This is a genomic window from Stenotrophomonas sp. CASM106 (assembly GCF_049384825.1).
Taxonomy (GTDB): Bacteria; Pseudomonadota; Gammaproteobacteria; order Xanthomonadales; family Xanthomonadaceae; genus Stenotrophomonas; species Stenotrophomonas muris.
The window spans coordinates 1-600 of the sequence record NZ_JBMRFS010000028.1; the positions used below are offsets into that span (position 1 = coordinate 1).

General features: G+C 59.7%; 1 protein-coding gene. It reads right to left on the reverse strand.

The genetic code is table 11. The annotated features are described in order from the left end of the window. On the reverse strand, positions 1-499 hold a 499-nt coding region (locus VG556_RS22335), incomplete at its 3' end, for a lytic transglycosylase domain-containing protein (RefSeq protein WP_423180049.1). Positions 500-600: the final 101 nt, after the last annotated feature.

Below are 600 nucleotides of genomic sequence, written 5' to 3' on the forward strand. Positions count from 1 at the left end.
GGAGTATGTTGGCCAAGTGTTGGGCAACCTTGCGCTGATACTCGATGTTTGGGCACTTCTTGCCCTTCGAGTAGAACCGCTCGCAAGGCGTCCGGCTGTTGTACGCCCCGACATTGGTCCAGTAGTCAGCGCCAGGCTTCGCAAGCTCGCGGCTTAGGATGAACGCGCCAATGAAGATGTTGACGCACTCGTTGTGGATCACCATCTCGCGCGAGATGCCGTAGCGCGCGAGCTCGGGAAGGTGGATTTCATTGATCTGCATTAGCCCCTGATCAAGCGAACCATTCCCATTAGGACGCGACGTGCGGCCGGTCGTACCACCCTCCGTCCTCATCACTGCAAGCAGCAGCGGTGAAGGAACCGCGTAGCGCTCCGCCGCCGCTGCGACGCAGGCGGCGCGCTCGCCAGTGGAGCTCGCGTTCGCTGGTGCGACAAGCGTGAATGCGAAGGCTGCAGACAGGCAGGCAAAGGCAGAACGGAAGAAAGAGGATGAGCTCATAGTGTTACCGGGCACAGACGGCGTACGCCTTCACCGAAGATTCCTCGATGCGTGCCTCCCAGCCGTTTCCGTTCGGCCTATCGAAAGACATGAACTGATAC